This is a genomic window from Niallia sp. Sow4_A1, assembly GCF_052116745.1.
Classification (GTDB): Bacteria; Bacillota; Bacilli; order Bacillales; family Cytobacillaceae; genus Niallia; species Niallia hominis.
Genome location: NZ_JBQKKM010000018.1, coordinates 1 through 26,002, shown reverse-complemented (window position 1 = coordinate 26,002; position 26,002 = coordinate 1). Strand labels below are relative to the sequence as shown.

Genomic DNA, 26,002 nt, shown 5'->3' with positions numbered 1-26,002 from the left:
TAATCCTAAATGGAGGAAAAATCGTTTTCTAAAAAACGATAAAAACCGACATACCCTTACTTGACTAAACAGTATCTTGTCGTAGAAAGGAAGGCTGTGTTCTCTATAAATAGTAAAACTCCCATCAAAAAACACAAGAAAATCCAAAAAATATTAAAAAATTTACATGACTACGCTAAAATAAAGGAAAATAAGTAAAAGAAGAGTGGAAATATATATTATAGGAGTTCATAAATGGTCAATTCAATATTAAAATCCCAATATGATAAAGCGATTCAACAAACAAAAACGCTTATCATGGATGACGTAAATAAGTATTTAGAAAAACAAGAAACTAAACCATCCTTTGAACAATACATGGCTGATCGAAAGGTGTTTATCGAGCAAATATGGTTAAACACATGGATTAATACAGCTGCCAGCCATATTCGTTATTCTGAAAAAAAGGATTATCTTACTAGTAAAGGTTTTGATATCAGTGATCTTAATAAAAAGGATATAAATCGATTGTTTCGAAATGAAATTCGAGATGTTGATGTATTTTCATATGAGGGTTGGCTTAAAGCACATATAGGCGACCATGAAGAGAAATGGGAAAATAGATATAAAGAGATACGGAAAATCTACTTACAACATGTAGAGGAAAATAATGATTTGGAAAGGAAGCGTAAATATTCCGCTAAATTCTCTTATTATATAGAACAATTAATGGAGAAACATTATGAGGAACTTTTTCTTTATATACGCTATTTAACGGGATGTAATATTGCTGTTGAGATCGATAGAAATGGGATTATTTTGCCTTCCATGGAAATAACGTTTGAAGAATATCTATCGAATGAAATGGACATGTCTTATAACCAATTTTACTTTTTAGAAGACAGAACAGAAACATATGAAAATTTAATTTTTCAACATCTCATTGATTTTTTTCCTTCATGGGTAAAAGATAAACTACCAACACGTATAAAGGAGGAATATCAAGAAGTATTTAATCAATCCTTATCCAACTCCTTTTTACTAGAAGCAAGTACGCCGTTACTTAAAGAAATTACAGGAGAGTTTCTAGAAGATTTATTTCCTGAATATATAATTGATTTAGAGAAGCTATTAGATATTCCTTTTGATATGGAGATTCATAAGGAGATAATGGAGAAGGATCGCAAAAGAAAAGAACTGAAAGAAGCGGAGGATCGCGAGGAACAAAGGCGGCGAAAAGAAGAAGAAGCAAGAATGATTGAGGATATTTTTGGTAAAGAATACTATCCTCCAACTAGTAGAAATATAAAATATGTATTGCATACCGGAGAAACGAATACTGGTAAAACGTATCAAGCAATTAATCGCATGATGGAGGCAGACAGTGGTTTATACTTGGCTCCATTAAGATTGCTGGCATTAGAGATTTATGAAAAACTAAATCAGCAAGGTGTACCTTGCTCTCTTAAAACAGGGGAAGAGGAAAAGCTTGTACTAGAGGCACAACATCAGTCTAGTACAGTAGAAATGTTTCATGAGAAAGAATATTATGACGTAGTGGTTATCGATGAATCCCAAATGATTGCAGATAAGGAACGGGGATTTTCATGGTATCGAGCAATAACGAAGGCAAATGCAAAAGAGATTCATATTATCGCAAGTCTACATGCAAAAAATATGCTTCTGCAGCTACTAGGCGATGCAAATGTGGAAGTCCACGAGTATCGTAGGGATACGCCGTTACAAATAGAAGGGGATTTATTTCAATTGAGCAAAACAAGGAAAGGAGATGCGCTTGTTTGCTTTTCAAGGAGAGGTGTATTAGAAACGGCTTCTGAGTTACAAAGAAATGGCTGGCAAGTAAGTGTAATTTATGGAAGTATGCCTCCAGAAGCTAGAAAAAAACAAATGCAGCGGTTTATTGAAGGAGAAACAAAGGTAATTGTTTCCACAGATGCCATTGGAATGGGGCTTAATTTGCCGATAAGAAGAATCGTATTCTTAGAAAATGACAAGTTTGACGGTATAAGAAGAAGGATGTTAAGCTCTCAGGAAGTGAAGCAGATTGCAGGTAGGGCAGGAAGAAAAGGAATATACGATATTGGCAGAGTTGCTTTTACAAGCGATCGTAAAAAGATGAAGTATTTATTAGAAAAAAAGGATAATGATCTTTATGGATTTACGATTGCACCGACTAATGCTGTATTAGAAAGATTTCAAAAGTACTCTAATAACCTTGGGCTTTTCTTCTATTTATGGGGACACTTTAAAAGTCCAGAGGGAACAAAAAAGGCATCCTTAGCAGAGGAAGTACTATTATATGAAATGATAATGGATACAATGGTGGAAGCTAGAATGTCCTTACATGACTTATTCAGCTTCTTGAAGCTTCCGTTTGCAACAAGTGAAGCAGCCTTACGTGCTCAATGGAAAATCAATATGGAGGCAATTGTTGAAAATAAGGATTTACCAGAACCTAAACTAAAAACAGACAGCTTGGAGGAGTTAGAGTTATCGTATAAGGCTATCGGCCTTCATTTATTATTTTTATATAAATTGGAAAGAAGAACAGAAGCATATTATTGGGAAAAGTTAAGAGGAGAATTGAGTGATCAAATAAATGATCATTTGAAAGCTGGAATTAAAGGGAAAAAGCGTGTTAAAACATGTAGAAAGTGTGGAAAAGAGCTGTCATCTAGATTTAAATTTTCTATCTGTAATGATTGTTTTCATAGAACATAATTTGGAGTAGTATTCTATTGCATATTGCTGACAGAGAAAGGGAAAAAGAAGAGGCTGGGATAAAACTAAATAAATAATTTTTAATAAGAACAATCTCTAATTTAGCTCTTAAATAAAGCTACTTTCTCATGTTGGTTATCTATGTTTTTAAATATATCAAGTGTAAAAACTAAGTCGTTCCATTGCGCTACGGGGTCTCAGCCTTTCCTCTATTTCCCGCAGGAGTCGAGCGTCCTCCGCTCTATTTCAATTCGTTTTTAAACCTTTTTCCCAAATGATAAACACGAACTTTTATGTATATTATAACTATATAAAAGTTCGTGTCTATTATTAGTTGAAATGCTTATGTCCCAGCCTCTTTCCTACGATTAATCAAGTATTTATTTATTTGTTGATTAGAAGTTTTATTAAAATAGATGGTTTGAGTCAAAAGCAAAAGTCATTTACACTATAAATAATGGAAGAAAATAGAGCGAATTTCCTTTTCATTTTTATCATAAATACTATACTATTAAAATAGAAACTAATTTAAGGAAGGTAATTAAAATGGAATCGAAATTCAAGTTCGGAATTCGCTCCAAAATTATCCTTGGCTACATTGTTATTATACTTTGTTTACTTGTGTCGGTAATTTTGCTCAATAATCAAATTCGATCCTTGCAAGAGGAACGTAACTCGATTATTAATTATGATTCTCGCATACAGGAATTAACTGCTTCCATTGAAAAAAGTGTTTTAGATATGGAAACAGGTCAGCGTGGATTTATAATAACAGGTAACCAAAGCTACTTAATTCCGTATAACGATGGGAAGGAAAACTGGGAAGCGCAATTTGATGAACTTTATCAGTTAATGAAAGATAAACCTGCACAGCAGGAAAATTTATTAGAAATAAAAGATAATATTGAAAATTGGATTAACACAGCAGGCGAGCCAACCATCCAATACAAAGAACAGAATAATCTAGATGCTCTAAATGCTTTTTTTGAGTCAGATTCTGGTCGAGAGTATATAAATGATATTACAGAGAAGTTTAATTCACTCAGAGATACAGAAAAGACTGCATCTGCTAAGCAAGCAGCAAAATTAGATGCCCAAAATAATACTGTAACCATTGGTCTATTTGGTGCATTAGTTTTGATTTCCCTTGTTGCGATTATTATTGCTAGTCAAATTTCTAAATCCATTGTTAGAACGATTAAAGAAGTGACAGGCACTATAGGTACGATTGCAGCATCTAAAGGCATCATTAATACACGCATACATGTGCGAACGAATGATGAAATAAAAGAGCTTGCTGTAGCGACTAATCTGCTTCTTGATAATGTAGAGCAGAGAGAATGGCTACAGTCTAATGTCGCCGATATTGTGATGAAATTTCAAGGGCTTGCTTCTATTGAAGCTTTGTCCAATACATTTATTACAGAATTGGCTAAAAAAACAAATGCTAGTTTTGGAGCATTTTATGTAAAGGATGCACAACAAAAGAAAGAAATGTATGTAAAGGCCGCAACGTTCGCAGAATCAGGCGAGGCGATTGGCAGAGACACTTTTCAATTAGGAGAAGGACTAATCGGTCAAAGTGCAAAAGAACAGCGCATGATTCACTATAAGGAAATACCTAATGATTACCGTTTAATCGCAACCGGTTTAGGGGATGTTTCACCAAGAAGCATTATAATTGTACCCGTTATGTTTGAGGGAGACGTTATTGCTGTCTTGGAGCTTGCGACGATGACTGAATTTACAAAGCTTCAGCAAGATTTGATTGTTGGTATAGTAGAATCATTTGGAGTAACGATTAATAGTATTATGGGTAGAATGGAAATTGTTCGCTTATTAAACGAATCTAGAGCCATGACCGAAGAGCTACAGGTACAATCTGAAGAACTACAAACACAGTCAGAGGAATTACAATCACAGTCTGAAGAGTTGCAAATGCAAAAAGAAGAACTGATGGCTACAAATGAACAACTAGAAGATCGAACAAGAGAAGCGGAAGCGAAGACAAAAGATTTAGAAAAAGCAAAAGAGGAATTGGAAGAGAAAACCGAATTGGTCATTCAAAATTCTAATTATAAATCAGAGTTTTTAGCAAATATGTCCCATGAATTAAGAACGCCATTAAATAGTATTCTAATTCTTTCGGAAATGCTTGCAGAAAATGACGCTAATCATCTGTCGGCAGAGGAGATGGAGTTTGCGAATGTCATTCATTCTTCTGGTAAAGATCTCCTTTCGCTTATAAATGATATTCTTGATCTTTCAAAAGTTGAGGCAGGAAAGCTCGATGTTCATTTTAGTGAGGTAAGTATTAATGATATTACTTCACAATTGGAGAGAAGTTTTGCCCCTATTGCAAAGCAGAAGGATGTAGAATTTATTATACATAAGCAGGAAACACTTAAAGATATTATGTATACAGATGAAAAGAGATTCCAACAAATTATAAAAAATCTATTATCCAATGCCTTTAAGTTTACGGAAAGTGGATCCGTTTCTTTAAATATTAAGAAAAAGCAACAGATAAGTCGAAGCATGAAAGAATTAAGCAGAGAATGGCTGGAAATTTCGGTTTCGGATACCGGTATTGGCATTCCGAGAGATAAACATAAATTAATCTTTGAAACATTCCAGCAGGCAGATGGGGCCACTGTACGTAAATATGGTGGTACTGGTCTAGGACTATCTATTTGTAGAGAATTTGCTAGATTACTAGGTGGATGGATTTCTTTGAAGAGCTCAGAAGGAAAAGGAAGTACATTTACCTTAACGATTCCAAGTCTTCCTAATGGAATAGCTGATGCAAAGCTCAATATTAGTGATATAAATGTTGCAGCTACAATGGAAGTGAAAAAGCAAGAGGCTCGATTTGAAATAGATAAAGAAGAACAGAGACATGAGGAAGAAAGAAAGGCGGAAATCATGTTGTCTAGTGACAAGCATGATGATGTATTTAAAGGGAAAAAAGTATTGATTGTTGATGATGATAACCGCAATATATTTGCTCTTAAAACAACCCTTGAAAAAATAGGGATGGACGTCCTTGTTGCACACAATGGAAAAGAATCGTTAGGAATTATTGAAGAAACACCTGACTTAGATGTGATTCTAATGGATATTATGATGCCAAATATGAATGGTTATGAAACAATGACTATTATTCGTCAAACAATGAACTTGACCGAAATACCTATTATTGCATTGACTGCTAAAGCAATGAAAAACGATCGCGAGAAATGTCTGGAAGCAGGCGCATCAGATTATATTAGTAAACCACTAGATTTAGATCAATTATATTCTGTTCTAAGAGTATGGCTAGTTAAGTAAGGAGGAGGCGGTTATGAATAATCCATTCCTGAATAACGAACACGAGGTAGAGAATCCAGATCATGCAGATATAGAAGTGGATCTGCTGCTTGAAGGGATATTTCGATTATCAGGTTTTGATTTTCGTCAATATAACCGGTCTTCTATTACACGCAGGATCTACTATAGAATGAAAATGGATAATATTCCTACGATTACACGACTACTTGAACGAGTGATTCATGAAGAGGTTTTCCTGGAACAGCTTTTAAATGATTTTTCTATCAATGTAACGGAAATGTTTAGGAATCCAAGCTTTTTTCGTGCATTTAGAGAGCAAGTAATCCCACATTTACGAAAGTATGATGAAATCCGGATATGGCATGCGGGATGTGCTACAGGGGAAGAAGTTTTTTCGATGGCTATTTTATTGGAAGAAGAGGGGCTAAAGGAAAAGGCAGTTATATATGCAACAGATATGAATGAAAATGTACTGCAAAAGGCAAGCAAAGGGGTATTTCCTATACATAAAATGCAAGCATATACTAAGAATTATATGCTTGCAGGAGGAACAAATGCGTTCTCGGAATATTATAAAACAGACCATCAATATGCTTATTTTCATTCTGATCTATTGAAAAATATTATATTTGCCCAACATAATTTAGTAACAGACCAATCTTTTAATGAATTTCATGTCATTATTTGTAGAAATGTACTCATTTATTTTAATCCCATGCTCCAAAACCAGGTGCATCATCTATTTTATGAAAGTTTAAGTAAAGATGGCTTTATTGGTTTAGGAGATAAAGAGACATTAAGCTTTGTTGATGTAATGCCAAAATATAGAGAGCTTGCTGGTGGAGAAAGACTTTATCAGAAAATCTACTAAGATTTATAGGAGCTCTTCTAAAACAATAAAAAGGATTTCTCTTTAGGAGAAATCCTTTTTATTTACTATGTACTCATTAAAGAAATAAGTAAAGTGTTAATTATTTGCCTTTTGCTTGGATCATTAATACACACATGTCATCTGGCTGATTAGACTGTTGCTCTTTTGTTAGAAGGTGATCCATTACGGAGCTGGTATGTTCCCATCTTTTGGAGGAAATTGCTTGGATTTTCTTTTCGGCTTCAAATTCACACGGTCCCATTGCTTCTAAGACACCATCAGTATAAAGGATGATTTGTACATCTTTTTCAAAGGTAACTTCTTTTGTATTAATTTCCATTTCATCGAAAAATCCTACTGCGCAAGTACCTTGTTCTAATGCAACTACTTCCTTTTCATCCATTAGCATATATCCATAAGGATGACCAGCATTGACATATTCCACTGTTTTCTTCTCTGTATCTATTACTAAATAGATTGCCGTAAAGTAGAATGGAAGACCTTCTTTTTCATTTTTTAATAAGGTCATATAGCGATTTAATTCTTTGATAACAAGATCTGGCTTCACTAATTGTTTAACTGATTCTCTCAGGACAGAAGAGATAAACATGCACACTAAAGAAGCGGATATTCCATGTCCCATCATATCTAATAAAATAATTGCATATTTGTGATCATTAATTTTATGCCAATAATACATATCACCTGCAAGATTAAAGGAAGGCAAATAAGAAACTTCAATATGCATATGTTCATCTTCTAAAGGGGCACTTAAAAGACTTCTTTGTACATGTGTTGCTAAGTCTAATTCATACTGAATTTTTTTTTCGTGTTGAGTATGCCAATCCAGCTCTGCCTTTAACCGTAGAGCAACGCGTATTCTTGCGAGGAGTTCGATTTTGTTTAGAGGTTTTGTAATATAATCTACACCACCAATATCCAAGGCTTCCGCGAGCTTATTCTTATCTTCTAATGCTGTTACAAAGATAATCTGAATATCCTTGAGGTGTTCCATCTTTTTAATGCGTTTACAAGCTTCAATGCCATCGATTTCTGGCATCATAATATCGAGCAATATTAAATCCACACTATTCCCTGTCGAAAGCGGAGCATCAAGTTGTAAATAATGAAATAATTCCTGGGCTGAAGAGAGAGAAACACAATCATCGTACCCAGCGTTTTTTAGTATTTTTTCCATTACAAATAGATTGACAGTATTGTCATCTACTAAAAGAATAGTCATAATTCTTATAACTCCTTGTCTATTATGATGTTAAGAAATAAATTATGTATACCTTATTTTATTTAAAACCATCAAGTGTATATAACTATAATTATACAGATTTTTATTGGATAATAATAATTATAAGTATTATAGAATGGAAAAGAAAAAAACATCGCAACATAAGAGTTCTCTTAGATTGGATGTTTTTTCTTTTATAAGCTGTTTTTTTTAAAACCAATGGGAATATGCTTAGCCTATGAAATGAATGTGTATGATTGGAATCAGCATTACGTAAAATCCTTATTCGTTATGCAGTGAAATTTCCATCATAGCTAAGCATAATTGCTGATTTCACGCCATCAAGTTTAGAAATAGTATTAATAAAGGTAGAGTTATTCTCTTTCACACGAATTTCGTATGTTACTTCAAAATCGTTTCCAGGCATAATTGATTTTGATTTAATGGAGAATTTTTTAGCATGAGTTGAAATAGTTTTTGTTAATGAACCTTCTAACGCTTCATTTGTATATTTAACAACTAATAAATAAGGATTTTCAATTTTGATTCGGTTAGTAAACAGAATAAGAACTAAACCAATTAGGATAGCACCTAATATAACTAGGATAATAAAGCCTGCTCCACAAAGTATTCCTGTAACAATTGCCCAGAATAAATAAACTAAGTCCATAGGATCTTTAATAGGAGTTCTAAAGCGTACAATCGATAAGGCACCAACCATACCAAGTGATAATAGAACATTGGATGATATCCCGATAATGATTAAGGCAGTTGCCATTGATATAATAATTAGAGAAATATTAAAGGTGTGGGAATAGATGACACCTGAGAAAGTTTTTTTATAAACATAATAGATAAATAAACCGACGCCAAAGGCTACTAACAGCCCTATTAAAGAATCAATTACGGAAAAGTTACTCGTTTTTTCTAAAATACTTGATTTGAAAATATCTTCGAAGCTAATATTACTCATTTTTTTGTTCCTCCTTGAATTTATATAAATTTATCCATACATTCTGCTGATTTGATATTTAGAATAAGTTCCTTTTCTTCTATCACTTAATTGAAGAAGATTTTTGATTATTTCAGGCAAAAATTCATCGTATTTAATCTCTAAAATGGTGATATCTGGGTTGGTTTCAACCATAGGTAAATCCTTGTTCAGTACATCATTATTTCGGAAACTTGTTTTAATGGAGCTATCAAAGGTGACCCGGACATTTCCATAACGATAGATAAATACTTCCCGTTCGTAATCAACCACTGTATGTGGCTTTAATTGATATAAACTCATCTGAATGAATAGTTCTTTGACCAATTCGCGATGGTCATTTTCCATCCACTTAATATCTCCAATGCGGATTTTTTCATATTCTTCTGCTGTAATTCTACATTTATCTTTATAGGTCAAATTATTACGTTTGCTTTTTTTTTCTAAATTTAAGAGGTTTGTATTATAGTCATACAATCTTACTCGAAATTTATCTCGGTTAAGAAGTCCTTCTTTTTTTTGAATAAGTGCCTTGTTTTCAATATTATCGAAGTAAACACTTCTAATTAGATACTTCCCATTATTAGTAGCATGGGGGTCAACTTCCATCACATGCTTTAATTTATTTCTTAATAAGTAACAATCTATTTGATTTAATTCATGTTTTAGTTCGGTTCGGCCATTTAAGCCGTTTAGTTTTTGTGCTTCCATTTTGATTCTCCTTTCTGTTAACTGCTTGGACACATTATCATTTATAAACCTTAATCTATCCTTAAGATTTTTAAGAAGGTATTAATTTTTTGTAAAAATACTGTAAAAGTAGATGCAGGAGAAGAAAGATGAGACTTTTTTTTCTCTATAGATGGAAAGAAAAATAAAAAACGAGATTCTAAAGGAATTGTTAAGGTTGTGCACTCATAATGAAGGCATGGTGAAAGAAAGGAGACATAGTAATGAAAAAAAGTAAAATGAAAAAGTTAGTCTTGCCTATTGCATGTACCTTGCTTTTATTTGCATGTAGTGAGGACAGCGATAACTCCCAAAATAGTAACGATAGCTCACTTAGTGAAATGGATGTGAGTGCATATATTAGTGAAAATATAAGTTTTGAGGAGGAGGATTATCTAACGAATTGGGAAGAAGAAAATCCTACTTATATTACTTTAGATGGGGACAAAATTTCTTACGATGAATCGGCTGCAATAATGACATCTGGATCAACTGTTACCATAAGGTCTGGCGGAGTATATGTTTTAAGTGGTGATTTAGCTGACGGGCAGATAGTAGTTGACGCACCGGATACAGGAGAGGTTCAATTAGTTTTAAATGGAGTAGACATTCATAATAGTGAGTCTTCAGCTATTTTTGTAAAAGAAGCAGAGGATACGATTATTACGCTTGCAGAGGAAACTGAAAATGTTGTGTCTGATGCAGAAACTTATACCGAAGATGATGGATCTGGCGAGCCCAATGCAGCAATCTTTAGCAAGGATGACTTAACAATAAATGGGACAGGTACTTTGGAAGTAGTAGGAAATTATGATAATGGAATTGGAAGTAAAGATGATTTGCGAATTATGGAAGGAACGATAAAAATAACAGCAGTAGATGATGCCATATTGGGCAGAGATTTAGTTGCAATAAAGAGTGGAACGTTTGAAATTAATGCAGGTGGAGACGGTATTAAATCAACGAATACAAATGATACAAAAGGTATTATTGCCATTGAAGATGGAATATTTAATATAAAGGCTGGAACAGATGGTATACAAGCTGAGTCTTCTCTCTATGTGGCAGATGGCAATTTCACCATTACAGCAGGTGGAGGAAGTCCAGAGACTATTGAAGTAAGAGAGGAAATGATGGGAGGACAACCTTGGGGAGATAGCGCAGCAGAAGAGACAGAAGAGGAGGATACCCCAAGTACGAAAGGTTTAAAAGCAAATAAGGAAATCGCTATTGGTGGAGGAACATTCGTAATAGATACTTTAGATGATGCTGTGCATAGTGACACGAATATTACGATTATGGATGGTGAGTTTACTATTCTTACTGGTGATGATGGGATTCATACAGAGAATGAGCTCCTAATTGCTGGTGGAACAATTCAAGTTAATAAAAGTTATGAGGGAATAGAAGGAAAAACAGTCACTATTAATGATGGAGATATATCTGTTGTAACAGCAGATGACGGAATTAATGTAAGTGATGGAAGTAGTGAAAGTGCTACTCCTGGTGGAGAAATGGGAATGGAATCTGCAGGAAATGCACTATTAACTATCAATGGAGGAAGCATTTACGTAAATGCAGATGGAGATGGATTGGATGCAAATGGATCAATAGTAGTCACAGGCGGTACGACTATTGTTAATGGTCCAACAAATGATGGAAATGGAGCCCTAGACTATGATGGAAGCCTAGAGATAAGTGAAGGAACACTAGTAGCGCTAGGAAGCTCGGGGATGGCACAAACAACATCTGATACATCTAAGCAAAACTCAATTATGATGACCTATTCGGAAACGCAAAAAGCTGGCACTATTGTTCATTTAGAGGATAGTGATGGGAATGCTATTGTAACAGTACAACCAAGCAAGGATTACCAAACGGTTGTGATTAGCTCACCGAAGATTACAGAGGATAGTACTTATGTATTGTATTCTGGTGGTAGTAGCACAGAAGTGAACAGTAATGGTTTAGCTACAGGGACCTATGAAAAAGGAACAGAACTTGTAGAATTTACTATTTCTGACATAGTAACCTACGTCGATGAATCTGGCATTACAGAGGCACCTAGTAATAATATGGGTAGACCAGGTGGCGGCAGAGGAGGAGGACAAGGTGGAAATCCACCAAGTGGTGATTTTGAAGGAAATCGAGGAGAAGCTCCTCCTTCTGGTAATGAGAATGAGAGACAGGAGAATAATTCTTCCACTAATAGTTCCCAGTAAGTAATTTTTACTGAAAATGATAGCCGGATTAAAAAAAGCTGCTTAGACATAAGGTTCCAAGCCAAAGATAAAGCCAAACAATCAAACGAAAGTTTCGTTGATTGTTTGGCTTTTTTGTTTTAAAAAGGCTTATTTAGTTGAATTTTTGTTGATTTCACAGTCTTTTTGCTACCCAATTTGCTCCTTTTCATTACTCCATATAGGATAAATATCGCTTCGCTTTTTTTGGATATAACCCTGCTGCCAGTAGCAATGACCATGTTGTATTCCCCTCTATGCGCCCAATGGAACCATGAAGAATGATGCCAAGAAACCGCTTGGTAATAGGAAGATTGTTTATCTGAAATTGTTTATTTGTATGAATATTGGATAGAAAAACAGTGTTTCCCTCCATATTTATTATTTGAAAGAAGCTGTCCTCTATGTCCGTACATTTCTCAAAGATCTGGCTAACCCTTGTTAAGTCTTTTTCGTAATCCCAATTGGATTCAAAAAACTGAGGATACATTTGGAGATATAATCTATTCAACAATTCCTCGCATAACAGTAACTCATTAATGGATTCTTCATAAGGAGTTAACAGCTTTGTCCAGGTTGTTTTTTCTTTTTGATCTAGCCATATGGAAAACTTTCTAAATTCGGAGATGAAATGTTGGATGCTGTTGCTTTCTTTGGAGATTTTTATAGTGTTAGGTAGATGAATATAAAGAAGTAACTCGATAAAGGGTTTTTTACATTTATTCCAAGAGATCGGCATGTTGTCTTCTAGGTAGTCAGTTAGATAACTCGAGAACGTTCGTAAAAACTCATTTCGAAAAAAATCAGTAGGCTTTTCTTTCTTATAAGCAATTAAATCGTCGCCATAATATTCAAATAGTCCTCGGTAGCGCATATTAAATTGTGAACTGATTTCAATTTTCTTTAGTATTTCGCTTCTGCTTTGTGTGCTGGTAAGGGGAATAAGTTTAAATGTTGTTTCTGGGGATTTTGCTCTCTGGCGGTGGTTTGTGTGGAAGGAAAAGTTCTTCATGTAATACAATCAACCTTTCGTGTTTTTATTTGAAATTTCTGATAATAAGAAGGAAGGAGTTCTAAGAGGTTGTCTCTATTATACCTATATAATAGGAATATGTCACTATTTTTCTAGTTATCTCCTTTCGTACAAATGAAGGATGCTCTACAAAATTGGTAGGGCATCCTTCGTGTAACTTTTAAATTAATATACTTTATCGCCATTAAAGATAGAATTTTTAACAATTACATAATCTACATTACGAATAGAATCTAATTTTTTACCGCCTGCATAAGAGATAGAAGACTGAAGATCTTGTTCCATTTCTGTTAATGTATCTTGTAAAGAGCCTTTATGTTCTACATACATTTTTTTACCTTCGACGTTTTTCTTTTCACCTTTTTGAAACTCGGAAGCAGAACCGAAATACTCTTTATAGAGCTTTCCGTCTTTTTCAAATGTTTCTCCTGGAGACTCTTCGTGGCCAGCAAATAACGAACCGACCATTACCATCGTTGCTCCAAAACGAACCGATTTTGCGATATCACCATGTGTACGAATACCACCATCTGCAATGATTGGCTTGCTCGCAGCTTTTGCACACCAGCGCAATGCAGCTAACTGCCAACCACCAGTTCCAAAACCTGTTTTAATTTTTGTGATACATACTTTACCAGGTCCAATTCCTACTTTTGTAGCATCTGCACCTGCATGCTCAAGTTCTCTTACTGCTTCAGGAGTTCCAACGTTACCAGCAATAACAAAGCTATTCGGTAAATGCTTTTTGATATGTTTAATCATTGCGATAACAGCATTTGAGTGACCATGTGCAATATCAATCGTAATAAATTCGGGAACCAAATTTTCTTCTGCTAATTGTAATATAAAGTCATATTCTTCTGCTTTCACACCAACACTGATAGAGGCAATTAACTCACGAGATTGCATATCACGGATAAAGGTCTCGCGTGTTTCTGGCTGGAAACGATGCATAATATAGAAATATCCATTTTCTGCTAAATATACAGCGATTTTTTCGTCAATAATAGTTTGCATATTTGCAGGCACTACAGGAAGCTTAAATGTATGGCCACCTAATGTTACAGTTGTATCGCATTCTGAACGGCTATCAACAATACACTTAGCCGGGATTAATTGTATATCTTCGTAATCAAACACGTTATCCATTAAAATACACTCCTAAATACGAATATTAAGGTCGCTGTTATCTAAAAATGTTCGACCATTAGGTACTTTACATTATTTTTGCCAGGATGTCAAAGATTTTTCATTTAATGAGATGTTTTTAATGAAGCGCTATCATTTTGGAGAGGGTAAAAAATATTTTGTAAATAAGGAAGATTCCTGTACTCAAGGAACTCCCTTATTTTGAAAGGAGAATGTTAGATTAACTTCTCAACAAGTCATAGCAAAGATAATTTGAAAGGATATAGAAAGTGGCTTAGTAGGAGAATTTCGCTTCAATCTTCGCTTCTATAAGTAACTGTCCTGGTTCTAGATTAGTAGCAATTCCTCCTACCTGACCAAACGACATTTTTGCAAGTGGGATAGGATTGCTAGAATCAGATAGAATTTCATGTATTTTTACCGGAATCGGATCTATCGTTACACGGAGGGTTTCAGCAATGGCCATTGCTTTTGAAAGAGAATCTTTAACCGCTTTTTGAAGTGCTTGCTCATAATATTCCGAACGATTACTTACATCAAATTGAATACTGGTAACTTGGTTTGCGCCATTTTGAACGGCTGTGTCAATAACGTTTCCTGCAAGTTGAATCGTTTCTACAAGGATAGATAGCAGGTGGGTTACTTTATAGCTTTTGAAGACTTGTTTATTCTCCACATAGTCATATTGAGGGAGAATAGTATAGTCAACGGTTTGAATATTGGAGGAAGGAATACCTAAACCTAAAATGGACGAAATAACTTGTTGATGTTTGGTAGCATTTTCTTTCTGGGCAGTTGTTACATTTTTGGACTCCGTATTAATGCCAAGAATAATTTTGCAAATAGTCGGTTCAATGGACAACATGCTATTTCCAAACACTGTTAAGCTTCTTTTTAACGGAACATTTGTGTGAAAAAGGGGAGAGGAAGGGTACATTATTATTCACCTCTGTATTGTTTATTTATAAAACACCTTATTTTGTAATAATTCCATGGCAGTTGCTATTTCCTGCAATTGTTCACCTGAAAGAGTGTCTATTCTTTTTTTTAATATTTGTTCTACTTCATGAAATACGAGATTCATTACCTCTTTTCCTTCATCTGATAGCACTATATACTGCTTTCTGCGGTCTTTTTCATCTGTGAATTTATTAATTAAGTTTTTTTCCATTAAGTTTTTCTCCATTAAGTTTTTCAATTCTCGGCTAGTATTAGGCAATGACATTTGATGACATGAACTAATATCACTTGGAATCGCTGGCTCATTGATCGAAATATATTCAAGGATATTATACTGAATCGGAGTTAAATTAGTTGGTCTTAGATCATTCGTTAAAGCGTGCTTTAGTTGATGAACAGATGCTGTAAATGTAATGAATTTCTGAAAAAATTGTCTTTCATCCAAAAGAATCACCTCATAGGTAAGATAGCATAAAAAGTTATCAATAAACAATTATCAATTGATAACAAAAAGATGAAATGGTAATATAGTTATCAAATGATAACTAAAAAGAGGAGGATTCTTATGAATTTATTGATTGTTTTTTCACATCCCAATCAGAAAAGTTTAAATGGAGCGTTTTTAAAAAGTGTTTTGAATGGCAGTATGGAAAACAGTTCTATAAAGAATATACAGCTTTTAGATTTATATGAAGAAAATTTTAATCCCATTTTATTTTTTGATGAAAAAGTAAAAAGGCGTCATATGTATAAGAACCCAGCTTTTTCAAAGCATAGAGATCAGTTATTATGGGCGGATAAAATCGTTTTTCTTTATCCTATTTGGTGGGGAAGACCACCAGCCATGTTACTAGGATACTTTGATCAAGTATTATCTGCTCATTTTGCTTATGAAGAAACTGGAAAATATACCACAAAGGGGCTCTTAAAAGGAAAGTCAGTCATCTGTATTTCTACTATGAAGGGACCTGGAATGTACCCCTTTTTCTTTTTGCATAATGTTCATAAGGTTTTAATGAAAAAGGCAGTATTTCGCTTTGTAGGAATTAAAAAGGTGAAATTTTTTGAATTTGGAAGCATGGAAGGAACAGGGCAAGCGAAAAAAATAGATAAGATTTATCGCTATTTTAGAGGAATATGTGCTTGAAAGATTCTTTCCTAATCAAAGGAACCCCCTAGCCAAAGAGAGAGATTCCTTTGATATTGTTTTAGGCAAATTATGAATTCTTTCTTTCTAAAGATAGTGATTCAGGACGCTCACATGTACTTTCCATTATATAATGTTTATCGCTATCGGAGGAATCCTGGAAACCATACATCGCTTCTAAAACATGATAGGCTAATTCGCTATTTGCTCGATAGTTTCCACCTTCGAGAATTGCCTTGGCCATATCAGCAACGCCAAGCCCTCTATTGTTATCGTTATACCCGTATGCAAGAGGCACTTCTTTAAATTCCTGTTCATCACGTTTTCTTAATTTTACAGGACCATCAAACGTATTAGGGTCAGGAACAAGTAGCGTTCCTTCGCTGCCGTAAATTTCAATAGGAGGCAATGTGCTACCGCCAAAGGCATCAAAGCTTGTTGTAATACTTCCAATTACACCTGAAGCAAAATCTATTACTCCTGAGATATGCGTAGGGATGGATACTTTCATTTTAGTACCAGCCTTTGGTGCGCTGAGTATCGTTCTTTCTTGATAACTAATCCGCGCCGAACCAGAAATTCGTTTAATCGGTCCCAATAGAGCCACTAAGGCTGTTAAGTAATAGGGCCCCATATCGAACATTGGTCCGCCTCCAATATCATAATAAAAGGCAGGGTCTGGATGCCAATGTTCATGCCCACGACCGATCATGAAGGCAGATGCACCAATTGGTATTCCTATTTCCCCTTGTTCAATCAGATGGATAGCAGTTTGAATTCCAGCTCCCAAGAAAGTGTCAGGTGCACTGCCAACGAGAAGATTATGCTTCTTCGCTGTTTCTAAAATTCGCTTACCTTCCTCTCGTGTAACAGCAAGTGGTTTTTCCGTATAAACATGCTTACCTGCTTCAAGTGCTTGGATGCTGACAGAGGCATGTGCTTTTGGAATGGTTAAGTTGATGACTAGTTCAATCTCAGGATCAGAAAGCAGTTCTTCAACGGAATAAGCATTTGGAATACCGAACTTTTCAGCTTGAAGTTGAGCACGTTGGACATCTAAATCTGCACATGCGACAAGCTCAAGGTGGGGAAACTTCGGACAGTTTTCCATATAAATAGAACTAATATTCCCACAACCGATAATGCCAATTTTAAGTTTTCTCATAAGAAACCCTCCGGTAGATTATGTTTAGCTTTCGATAATTTTTATTTTGATGATCTCCTTTTATTGACTGTCTCCCATACCTGTATAGTTCCGTACATTTTCATAAATGGAAGCTTCATTCGATTTTTCAGTTCGTCTTTTCCCTTCAGATGCCCACAAGAATCCACGGCGCATAATGAGCGAAACTTCCGGCAGAGCAATGATACTTGCTTGATGGCCTAATGAATTATAAAATACATTTCCAAGCCCCCAACGTTTAGTCCATACTACAGGCATGTCTACCGCTTTATTCGCGGCATGAGGACCATGAACAATCGGGAAGCGTGTAGTAGCTAATACTTCAACAGCTGGATCGTAATGAAGGTAATATTGTTCACTAGCAACTTTAAAATCAGACATGCCCTCTAAAAGGGGGCTAGAAGAATGTTTGATGTTGACCGTGTATTCCACCCCATCATTTCCAGGATGGGCAACCCAATTGCCGCCTGTCATAAATTGCCAGTCAACATTATTACGAAAAGAGTCACACATACCACCATGGCACCCAGCTAACCCAACACCTGCTGCAACTGCCTCCGAAATATTTAAAACATATTGTTGTTCAATTTGACCCATTGTCCAGTGGGGGACGATTAAATCCAAGGTTTTTAATTTTTCTTTATCTGCATAGGAGTCTAGTGAATTAGATACCTCTACTTGAAAGTTCTCTTCTTCAAGAATTCCTTTAAAAATTTCTGCTACCTGCTCAGGCTGATGACCATCCCAGCCTCCCCAAACAATCAATGCATTCTTTTTCATGGTACATGCAACTCCTTCATGATATTTTGATTAAACGTCAGATATTCGGACCCATTGTCGGTTTTCAATCGATAAGTCAACCGCTTCTAAAACTTCTTGGCACTTTACGCCATCTCGGAAGTTGGGAACAGGCTGTCGATCTTCACGGAAAGACTCCATAAGCTCCACTATCTCGTGAATAAATGTATGTTCATAGCCTATCGTATGTCCTGGAGGCCACCAGTTTTCTGCAAAAGCATGAGAAGGGTCTGTTGCTAATACGCGCCGAAATCCTTGTACGTCCTCCTTATCATCTGTGAAATAAACCTGTAGCTCATTCATACGTTCAAAGTCGAAGATGACACTTCCTTTACTGCCATTGATTTCAAAGGAATTTGTACAGCGATGGCCTGCAGCAAAACGTGTGGACTCAAAGCTCCCTAAAGCACCGTTAGCAAAACGAGCCATAAATAGGGTAGCATCATCAACGGTCACTTCCCCTTTTTTATCACTATCACTCCCTTTTGCTGATAAGCCCGTCATCTGTGAAGGAATGGGTCGTTCCTTAATAAATGTTTCATTCATCCCAATAACTTCTGTTATATCGCCGATTAGATAGTGCGACAGATCGATAAGATGAGCCCCAAGGTCTCCGTGAGAACCTGAACCAGCAATTTCTTTTTGGAGTCTCCAAGCTAAAGGAAAGTTTGGGTCCACAAGCCAATCTTGTAAATACCAGGCACGGTAATGATAGATATCGCCCAACCGTCCCTCGTCAATTAGCTTTTTAGCCAGCATAACGGCCGGTGCAAAGCGATAGTTAAATCCAACCATATGTTTGATTCCAGCCGATTCAACTAAATCAAGCATTTCTCTTGAGTCTTTTAATGTAAGCGCTAACGGTTTTTCGCAAAATACATGTTTGCCAGCAGTTGCTGCGGCAATAGTTATTTCTTTATGGACATTACTAGGTGCGTTAATATCAATTAAATCAATGTCATCTCTTTCTAAGAGCCTCTTCCAGTCTGTCGTATATTCCTCCCAGCCGAATTGTTTGGCTGCAAGTGCTACACCTTTTTGATCACGCCCGCAAATAACCTTCATCACAGGATGAACGGTATTTGGGAAAAAGAGAGGGAGATCTCGGTAAGCATGACTGTGTGCTTTTCCCATAAATTTATAGCCAACCATTCCAATTCTAAGTTTTTCCATAGCGTATCTCCTTTTGTTGTCCATTTAGATTACTTTATTATCGATAAATCTATCACTTATAGGTTTGACACAACAAGTAAAAACTTATATAATCCTAGACAAAATTTATTCTTTACTGAGGATGTTTTGCGGATGATAATATATGAAGCACACCATTTTAACTTAATAGCAAACTATCATACATTAAATTTAAACTTTCCAAGCCATCTCCATCGCTGCTTCGAATTATTATTCCTCATGGAGGGGGAAATGGAAGTTATTATTAGTCAAAAAAGTTACCATTTGAGTACTGGACAATTTTTACTAATATTACCTTATGAAATTCACTCGTTTATTACAAAATCTCAGTCACATGCAAAAATTTGTATTTTTTCCCCTGACTATGTCCCGACATTTCACAAAATGATAGAAAATGGTTCACTTGAAAATCCAATTTTTAACCTATCTTTGGAAGCGGATTCACTTGTTTCTAGAACGCTTTTCAAAGATAGCTCTAATCTACTAGAACAAAAAGCTTGTCTCTATTTATTATTATCAGAGCTAATGGGGCAAACTAGCTTAATTAAAGGCGAAAAACAAGATCAAGAGTTGCTTCATAAATTGTTAACGTTTATTCAGGCACATTTTACAGAATCGATAACTTTAAAAAGTATCGCTGGTAATTTAGGTTACAATTATAATTATCTTTCGAAGTACTTTAATCATAATGTTAATATGTCTTTTGTAGATTTTTTAAATGAGACGAGAGTAAACTATGCATGTTATCTATTAATCTATTCAGAACATAATATATCTGAGATAGCTTTTCTTTGTGGTTATGAAAGTATACGGTCCTTTAATCGTAACTTTGTGAAGATAAAACTTTGTACACCAAAGGAGTATCGAGAAAACCACCCACGGTCGTTTATGGATATGTATCCTTTCCATACATATTGACTTCTGATAGCGAGAAAAAAGGGATGGGATACAACCAAATCGATATCTATAAAGACGTAATCTTGCTATTAAATAAAGCCAAGGTGTAAATATATATCCGTTCATTGTGTTTTTAACGCTAATAAAAAACTCAAACAATCATCCGAAATTTTTTCTTTCGCATGATTGTTCGAGTTTATCTTTGTCTTTGATACATGTTCCAATTATATTTAGACAGATCTATTCCAAAAGCGGGCTTCTGCTACTCCTGTAATAAAGCGATTAATGGAATCCTTCGTTAAATCAAATATACCTGGTGCATTCCATGTAATACGGCTTTTTTCTAGTGCTTTAGGCTCGCCAATGAAAATACCTAAAGGCTTATAATGGTTAAAAGTCATTTCAATAAATTCAATCGCCTTATTCTCTAGTTTATTGCTAGTGCCAATAAGAATTGCAGCATCAAAAAGACTGGCATCCGCTGTATCATACGTATCCGTCACTTTTAAATCTCCATCAATTGTGCGCATCGTTTTATCAACGATACTAAAATTGACGTTATTTGCTGCCAATGTTTGGACCCATTGACGTAATTGTACTTTATCTGGGTCCCCGTTTAACAGGATGGCTACACAACGGGTGTCTGGTTTTTTTATGGTATTTGCCATGCTTAAAGCAGGAGACTTTTTCGATGAATTGACCTCTAAATTTTCATCAGGTAATACTGCTCCAATATTCTTAGCTACTTCTTCAGCAATGCTGCGATCAATTCGATTTAGAAGCGCTACAGCGTTATTTTTAACTGTCTCTGATTTGCATTTTCCAAGTTCAAAGCTAAAGGCATCCTTCACATGTTGCTGCTCAAATGGCGCTAGGCTATTATAAAATAATTTGGCTTGGGAATAGAAATCAAGGAAGCTTTCACTACGCCCTCTTATTTTTATACCATCTATCTTTTCCTGATAATGCTGATAACCCCCATCTTCAACAGGTACAGGTTCTGGCTGGTTATTATTTAATGAATTATTATGGTAGCTCGTTTGTCCATGATGAATAGCCATTTGATGCATACCATCTCTTTGATTATTGTGAAAAGGACAGATAGGCTTATTTATAGGAATTTGGTGGAAGTTAGGTCCTCCGAGTCTAGATAATTGTGTATCTGTATAGGAAAATAATCGACCTTGTAGTAAGGGATCATTTGAAAAGTCAATTCCAGGAACAACATGTCCAGGATGAAATGCTACTTGCTCTGTTTCAGCAAAGAAATTATCAACATTTTGATTTAAGGTCATCTTTCCAACGATTTTGACAGGAATCATTTCTTCTGGCCATACTTTGGTTGGATCCAATATGTCAAAATCAAATGAAAATTCTTCTTCTTCCGGTATGATTTGTAATCCTAGTTCCCATTCAGGATAATCGCCTTTCTCAATGGCCTCATATAAATCTTGGCGATGGAAATCGGGATTTTTTCCTGCTGACTTTTGTGCTTCATCCCAAACCTGTGAATGAATGCCAAGCTTCGGTTTCCAATGGAACTTAACAAAGTGAGCTTTTCCTTCTTTATTAACAAGGCGGAAGGTATGCACACCAAACCCCTCCATCATCCGGAGACTTCTAGGAATAGCTCGATCACTCATTACCCACATAACCATATGAGCTGTTTCGTGATTTTGACCAACAAAATCCCAAAAGGTATCATGTGCACTAGCTCCTTGAGGAATTTCATTATGAGGCTCTGGCTTTACCGCATGGACAAAATCAGGAAATTTAATGGCATCTTGGATGAAGAATACAGGAATATTATTACCGACTAAATCATAATTACCTTCCTCTGTATAAAACTTAACAGCAAACCCGCGCACATCTCGCACCGTATCACTTGAGCCTCTAGATCCTTGGACAGTGGAAAAGCGAACGAAAACAGGTGTGGTTTTACTTGTATCATTCAGGAAATCGGCTTTCGTATATGGTTCTAGGGACTCATATAATTGAAAAACGCCATGGGCACCAACACCACGTGCATGAACAATCCGTTCAGGAATTCTTTCATGGTCAAAATGGGTCATTTTCTCCCTAAAGTGAAAGTCCTCCATTAAAGTAGGACCTCTTAAGCCAGCTTTCAATGAGAATTCATCTTCTGCCATTTTTAATCCTTGATTGGTCGTTAATCCAGCTTTTTGTTCATTATCAATGGTGTATTTCTTTAATTGCTCTAATTTCTTATTATCCATTACAATACCTCCCACACGATAATATGTATAAATGAATAGTCAGTATTGTTATGTATACCCAACTTATTTTAGTTAAAACATGCATTAAAGAGGCTAAGACGTTATATCAGTCTTAGCCATTCCTGTTAAACTACTTCAGATGTATCTTCTTGATTCACTGGCCAATCGCCGGTGAACTCTTCTACATCGTAATCGAAAAAATCATTTAAATTAGCCTCTTTGTCATCCATAAATAATTCATCCGTTACAGCTGAAACGATGCGAGGTATACCATATCTCATGCCAGATAGAGCAGAAGCAGATAATCCACAGCTGATTAAAGCCGCATAATTAAATGCGTATATCCCATGGAGCAATGCTTCCCCTTTTTCATCTCGGCTAATAAAAGAAAAGCCAAGGCTTAAATAGGGATGTGCATCGAGTGTGGGTGATGCTATTTCTTCAGGGGCATCGTATCTGTCCTTCCATCGGGTAATATGATTTTCAACTAATCGTAATTCTGGACGGAGTTTAGGATCTGTTAGAAGACCAGTACTAATAAATAAGAAGTCAAATAGATAAGTCCCTTTTGGAGTGGTTATTTCTGCTTTATCTCCTTTTTCTGAAACTTTTACCCATGGAGAGCCTAGATGAAGATGAAATCCTGACCAAGAAGTTGCTCGGTTAAAAGTATCATTCGTAGGTGGTTGATTATGCTGAAAGAAGTGGGCAATGCCAGCATACTTGTCTTCATCTGATAAAGCAGGGAAATGTTCAATCATGCCAGACACCTCCATTTGCCTAATTGGATTAATGCGTTGCATTTTTTTGCGACGGACAAATACATGTGCTTCAGATACCCCTTGGGATAGAGCGAAATTAGCATTATCAAAAGCTGATGCACCACCACCTAAAATAGCAACCTTTTTCCCTTGTAAGGAATTAAAATTAATTGGTGAAGAGGTATGAGCATATAAATAAGAAGGGAGATTATTAGAAATCATTGGTGGAACATGCCATTCTCCGCCTCCTTGGATGCCGGTTGCTAAAATTACCTTTCGGGCAAGTAAGGAAGAGGGGGTCTTGCCGTTTTTTTGAATATGAAGGCGATGTAATCCTTTTTCTAATGGTTCAATTAAAGTCAGCTTTACTTCGTTTTGAACCGGTAATTGAAGGGTTTGCCGATACCATCTTAGATAATTCATCCAATCACCACGTGGAATTTTATCAATCTTTTCCCAACCTTCTTCCCCAAACTGTGCTTCCCACCAAGAACGAAAGGTAAGGGATGGGATGCCAAGATCGATGGAAGTCAAGTGTTTAGGGGTACGTAAGGTGACCATACGGGCATAGGTTTCCCATGGTCCCTCAAGACCTTCTTTGTTTTCATCGATAACGAGAATATTAGATACACGTTCTCGTAAAAGGCCGAATGCAATTCCTAATCCTGATTGGCCTCCACCAACGATGACTACATCGAAAACATGGCCCTCTGAATGAGTTTTTGGACGAACCCAATTTTGGCCGCCATAATTAAGGTAGGATAGATCTGTTTGTATACGTTTATTTAATGCTTCTAAGCTCATCTCGCTAAATTCCTCCCCCTTGCAAATAAAAGAAATAAATGTTAACTTTCCTCACATTAATATGTCTTGCCAATATATTAACATGTTCATTTGTTTATTGTATGTATAATATATCTAAATTTTCTAAAAAAATTTAGTTAATTCGTTTAAAAGGGTTTATAATCGAAAAACAAATACTAACAGAAGCCTAAAACGTTATTCTCCATAAGATTTTTGGCTTTTGTTAGTATTCGGGCTAGTCATATCTTTTTCTCATTCCAACACTCTTTGCTTCATGTTTCCACAGTATTTGTTTAATGGTGGGAGCAATTTCTTTTGGACTTTGAATGATAATAATAATATCTGGCAAGCTTTTAGGCAGGGGGCTTTCTTTCTTTCGGTGGAAAAAATAATAGATACTATAGCCGAAGGTAAAGCCAATAATAGCAGCAAGAAGTCCACTGAAAATAGGGCCTATAATTAATTTAAAGCCAATGCTTGCGCCAATGACTGCAAATCCTGTAGCAAATGCCATTCCAATTTCAAAGGAAGAAACATGGATATCGATTGGGATTTTTTTTCTATTACTGATAGGTGGGTATTCATTCATATAAAAAACCATCATCTCTTCTGGTGGAATTCCATATTGTTCGATTTCAGAAGTTGCATGCTCGATTTCGATAGATGGCTTAAATGTACCGACTATAATCATCCTTTTGTACCTCTTAAATTAAATTTGGTACCAGCATATCGATTAGTTAAGCGCTCTTCTTGAGATTCTATAACAAGAATATTATGGTGAACGCAAGTTATATACGCATGGTAAATGGAACCGCCAAGAACAGAAGGCATAAATAATAACCAGTGTGGAGCTAACATCGTAATGGAAAAATCAAACTTCCCAAGTATAATTAATGTAAGTACCTTATGTGCATGAGAAAGTAAAATATATGTCCACCACCAAAAAATAGCGTAAAAGCCTAGAAATAATCTATGGTTATATAACTGCCCTAATCCAGGAAAGAGAAGGGAGTATAATGCACTAATGAAAGGATTTTTAATCTGTAAGTATCGTATTTCTGATGGGAATATCTTTGCATGAGATAAATTAGGAATAGATAAATAAACTAATTTATTAAATTGGTTTGCCGCACGATAACTATCTCCTATTGTTATTAGATAAATGACAATATAGCCAATCATCCAATCCAGATTGATTACAGATTTAGCCAGGTCGATTTCTCCACAAAAGGAGTACACCATTGCTTCATTAATATGTGCACCAGTATTAATGATTACTTCTAAAATTGTTAGCAATGTTCCTCGTGCATATTGATTAAGCAGATAATGTCCAAACCCGGGAAATACAGCGGACCACCAAGCGACAATACAGGGTTTGTGATACATAATATAGGTAATACCGGCCGTGCTGTATTTTGCTTTGGGAAAAGTTATTGTTTCGCTCATTTGTATACCTACTTACTAAATTTGGAATATGAATATAGGTTATGAAAAAAAGTTATTCCTATTCATCTATTGCAAAAATGGGATATGGATGGTAAAAATTTCAAAATGAAAGGGATAAAGATTAATCATTCAGTTGTATTCTGTTGAATAGGCTTTCATCGTATGAGTAAAATGTTTGTGGGAGAATAAATATCCTTTTTGTCTAGTTGGGGGACGAGTCCCCCAACTAGACAAAAAGGCCACCAAGCGAGAGCGCGGTAGCTGGAAAAAA

General features: G+C 35.6%; 20 protein-coding genes. 6 read left to right on the top strand and 14 right to left on the bottom strand.

Annotated features, from left to right (window positions below; translation table 11 throughout):
- Nucleotides 1–234 precede the first annotated feature (234 nt).
- From ACTQ5K_RS11625 to ACTQ5K_RS11615, 3 genes are all read left to right on the top strand, one after another.
- Nucleotides 235–2,721 (top strand): helicase-related protein, encoded by a 2,487-nt coding sequence (locus ACTQ5K_RS11625; RefSeq protein ID WP_441993946.1) that lies wholly within the window; start codon nucleotides 235–237, stop codon nucleotides 2,719–2,721.
- Nucleotides 2,722–3,267: 546 nt separating this feature from the next.
- On the top strand, nucleotides 3,268–6,051 hold the full coding sequence (locus tag ACTQ5K_RS11620; protein WP_441993945.1) for an ATP-binding protein: 2,784 nt from the start codon (nucleotides 3,268–3,270) through the stop codon (nucleotides 6,049–6,051).
- Nucleotides 6,052–6,064: 13 nt separating this feature from the next.
- A complete protein-coding gene (locus ACTQ5K_RS11615) occupies nucleotides 6,065–6,922 on the top strand; it encodes a CheR family methyltransferase (protein ID WP_031539415.1) in 858 nt (285 codons plus the stop codon).
- 100 nt (nucleotides 6,923–7,022) lie between these two features.
- Here ACTQ5K_RS11615 and ACTQ5K_RS11610 read toward each other — a convergent pair whose 3' ends face one another.
- From ACTQ5K_RS11610 to ACTQ5K_RS11600, 3 genes are all read right to left on the bottom strand, one after another.
- Nucleotides 7,023–8,165, bottom strand: coding sequence for a SpoIIE family protein phosphatase (locus tag ACTQ5K_RS11610; protein ID WP_031539161.1), 1,143 nt, complete (start codon nucleotides 8,163–8,165; stop codon nucleotides 7,023–7,025).
- A gap of 289 nt (nucleotides 8,166–8,454) precedes the next feature.
- Nucleotides 8,455–9,138, bottom strand: a complete 684-nt coding sequence (locus tag ACTQ5K_RS11605; RefSeq protein ID WP_441993944.1) for a DUF4956 domain-containing protein — start codon at nucleotides 9,136–9,138, stop codon at nucleotides 8,455–8,457.
- 30 nt (nucleotides 9,139–9,168) lie between these two features.
- On the bottom strand, nucleotides 9,169–9,867 hold the full coding sequence (locus ACTQ5K_RS11600) for a polyphosphate polymerase domain-containing protein (RefSeq protein WP_048717735.1): 699 nt from the start codon (nucleotides 9,865–9,867) through the stop codon (nucleotides 9,169–9,171).
- A gap of 242 nt (nucleotides 9,868–10,109) precedes the next feature.
- Between ACTQ5K_RS11600 and ACTQ5K_RS11595 the strand changes: the two genes are divergently transcribed.
- Nucleotides 10,110–12,107, top strand: coding sequence for a carbohydrate-binding domain-containing protein (locus ACTQ5K_RS11595; RefSeq protein WP_441130803.1), 1,998 nt, complete (start codon nucleotides 10,110–10,112; stop codon nucleotides 12,105–12,107).
- Nucleotides 12,108–12,297: 190 nt separating this feature from the next.
- Here the strand turns inward: ACTQ5K_RS11595 and ACTQ5K_RS11590 are convergent, their stop codons facing one another.
- The 4 genes from ACTQ5K_RS11590 to ACTQ5K_RS11575 form a co-directional block, all read right to left on the bottom strand.
- A complete protein-coding gene (locus tag ACTQ5K_RS11590; RefSeq protein ID WP_441993943.1) occupies nucleotides 12,298–13,137 on the bottom strand; it encodes a hypothetical protein in 840 nt (279 codons plus the stop codon).
- Nucleotides 13,138–13,323: 186 nt separating this feature from the next.
- Nucleotides 13,324–14,307: a GMP reductase gene (guaC, locus tag ACTQ5K_RS11585; protein WP_048717738.1), complete on the bottom strand. Its 984-nt coding sequence runs from the start codon at nucleotides 14,305–14,307 to the stop codon at nucleotides 13,324–13,326.
- A gap of 274 nt (nucleotides 14,308–14,581) precedes the next feature.
- Nucleotides 14,582–15,244, bottom strand: a complete 663-nt coding sequence (locus ACTQ5K_RS11580) for an SIMPL domain-containing protein (protein ID WP_048717739.1) — start codon at nucleotides 15,242–15,244, stop codon at nucleotides 14,582–14,584.
- A gap of 21 nt (nucleotides 15,245–15,265) precedes the next feature.
- A complete protein-coding gene (locus ACTQ5K_RS11575) occupies nucleotides 15,266–15,721 on the bottom strand; it encodes a MarR family winged helix-turn-helix transcriptional regulator (RefSeq protein WP_441993957.1) in 456 nt (151 codons plus the stop codon).
- Nucleotides 15,722–15,832: 111 nt separating this feature from the next.
- Between ACTQ5K_RS11575 and ACTQ5K_RS11570 the strand changes: the two genes are divergently transcribed.
- Nucleotides 15,833–16,414, top strand: a complete 582-nt coding sequence (locus tag ACTQ5K_RS11570) for an NAD(P)H-dependent oxidoreductase (RefSeq protein WP_441993942.1) — start codon at nucleotides 15,833–15,835, stop codon at nucleotides 16,412–16,414.
- Nucleotides 16,415–16,484: 70 nt separating this feature from the next.
- Here ACTQ5K_RS11570 and ACTQ5K_RS11565 read toward each other — a convergent pair whose 3' ends face one another.
- Genes ACTQ5K_RS11565 through ACTQ5K_RS11555 form a run of 3 tightly spaced genes read right to left on the bottom strand, consistent with a single transcriptional unit; the run spans nucleotide 16,485 to nucleotide 19,568 of the window.
- The gene (locus ACTQ5K_RS11565; RefSeq protein ID WP_441993941.1) at nucleotides 16,485–17,579 is read right to left on the bottom strand and encodes a Gfo/Idh/MocA family protein; all 1,095 of its coding nucleotides are present in this window, start codon (nucleotides 17,577–17,579) and stop codon (nucleotides 16,485–16,487) included.
- A 60-nt stretch (nucleotides 17,580–17,639) separates the two neighbouring features.
- Nucleotides 17,640–18,377, bottom strand: coding sequence for a ThuA domain-containing protein (locus ACTQ5K_RS11560; RefSeq protein WP_441993940.1), 738 nt, complete (start codon nucleotides 18,375–18,377; stop codon nucleotides 17,640–17,642).
- A gap of 30 nt (nucleotides 18,378–18,407) precedes the next feature.
- Nucleotides 18,408–19,568: a Gfo/Idh/MocA family protein gene (locus ACTQ5K_RS11555; RefSeq protein WP_441993939.1), complete on the bottom strand. Its 1,161-nt coding sequence runs from the start codon at nucleotides 19,566–19,568 to the stop codon at nucleotides 18,408–18,410.
- On the opposite strand from ACTQ5K_RS11555, the gene ACTQ5K_RS11550 reads away from it, so the two are divergent.
- Nucleotides 19,467–20,504 (top strand): helix-turn-helix domain-containing protein, encoded by a 1,038-nt coding sequence (locus ACTQ5K_RS11550; RefSeq protein WP_441993938.1) that lies wholly within the window; start codon nucleotides 19,467–19,469, stop codon nucleotides 20,502–20,504. The genes ACTQ5K_RS11555 and ACTQ5K_RS11550 overlap by 102 nt on opposite strands.
- Before the next feature lie 209 nt (nucleotides 20,505–20,713).
- Here the strand turns inward: ACTQ5K_RS11550 and ACTQ5K_RS11545 are convergent, their stop codons facing one another.
- The 4 genes from ACTQ5K_RS11545 to ACTQ5K_RS11530 form a co-directional block, all read right to left on the bottom strand.
- Entirely contained in the window at nucleotides 20,714–22,720 is a 2,007-nt protein-coding gene (locus ACTQ5K_RS11545) for a catalase (protein WP_109768055.1), read from the bottom strand.
- Between the two features lie 125 nt (nucleotides 22,721–22,845).
- On the bottom strand, nucleotides 22,846–24,285 hold the full coding sequence (locus tag ACTQ5K_RS11540; protein WP_441993937.1) for an NAD(P)-binding domain-containing protein: 1,440 nt from the start codon (nucleotides 24,283–24,285) through the stop codon (nucleotides 22,846–22,848).
- Nucleotides 24,286–24,520: 235 nt separating this feature from the next.
- Complete coding sequence (locus ACTQ5K_RS11535) at nucleotides 24,521–24,976, bottom strand: hypothetical protein (protein WP_109768053.1); 456 nt, start codon at nucleotides 24,974–24,976, stop codon at nucleotides 24,521–24,523.
- Nucleotides 24,973–25,731, bottom strand: a complete 759-nt coding sequence (locus ACTQ5K_RS11530) for a hypothetical protein (RefSeq protein ID WP_109768052.1) — start codon at nucleotides 25,729–25,731, stop codon at nucleotides 24,973–24,975. Before ACTQ5K_RS11530 ends, ACTQ5K_RS11535 begins: the two co-directional genes overlap by 4 nt.
- Between the last annotated feature and the right edge of the window lie 271 nt (nucleotides 25,732–26,002).